This is a genomic window from Brevundimonas denitrificans (genome assembly GCF_030160755.1).
Classification (GTDB): Bacteria; Pseudomonadota; Alphaproteobacteria; order Caulobacterales; family Caulobacteraceae; genus Brevundimonas; species Brevundimonas denitrificans.
Map to the genome: position 1 here is coordinate 1 of NZ_BSOY01000185.1, position 691 is coordinate 691.

A 691-nucleotide genomic window follows, 5' to 3' on the forward strand; every position below is an offset into this window, starting at 1 on the left:
CCTCAAGATATTTGGTGATATCCCCGCCATTCTGAACAGATGTTTTAATGTCCAATGCCGCTGCGACAGAAAATGTTGCTGACATATAAACCACTCCTTGATCTCGTCGTCCGGGCTTCGCCCGTCCTGATTACCGTTTTCATAAAGGCTTTTCTCGCCTCGACCCCATACAAGCAAGGAGTGTGCCATTTTCGGTTAGGCCAAATTTGCCATTAAAAACAACCGCCTTTAACAGCCGGGTGGGAGGGCGGATAGGTTGTTTATGGTCGCAAGGGGGAAAAAAGTTCCGGGTGCAGGACAGGAATTTCCGAATGGGTAAAATTTTATCAAACCGCCAGAGTTTCAGCTTCACACGGGCGGGACAGAGGTTTATTACTGGATGATTATAAAAACAGCCCAACTGAAACGCAGCGTTGATTTGATGACAGACAAGATCGCCTACCGACTTTCCATACTTTTTTCCCTGTTCGGCCTGTTTGCGGTGGTGGCACCCGCTTTATCCCATGCAGGGGGTGTGGCGCTGGCCTCTCATCGGGCGGTCTATGATCTGACCCTGAAGGAATTCCACCGCGACGGGGGGATCGAGGATGTGCGCGGCCGGATCGTCATGGAGGTAGAGAATTCCTGTGAAGGGGTGCTGATGAACCAGCGGATGCTGGTGGAACTGCTGAATATCAGTGGGGACAGCATG

1 protein-coding gene is annotated in these 691 nt (G+C 51.2%); it reads left to right on the forward strand.

The window, feature by feature from the left end; translation table 11 throughout:
- Nucleotides 1-421: 421 nt before the first annotated feature.
- Nucleotides 422-691, forward strand: a 270-nt coding sequence (locus QQJ79_RS15665) for an EipB family protein (protein ID WP_284223857.1), incomplete at its 3' end; no start/stop codon positions are given.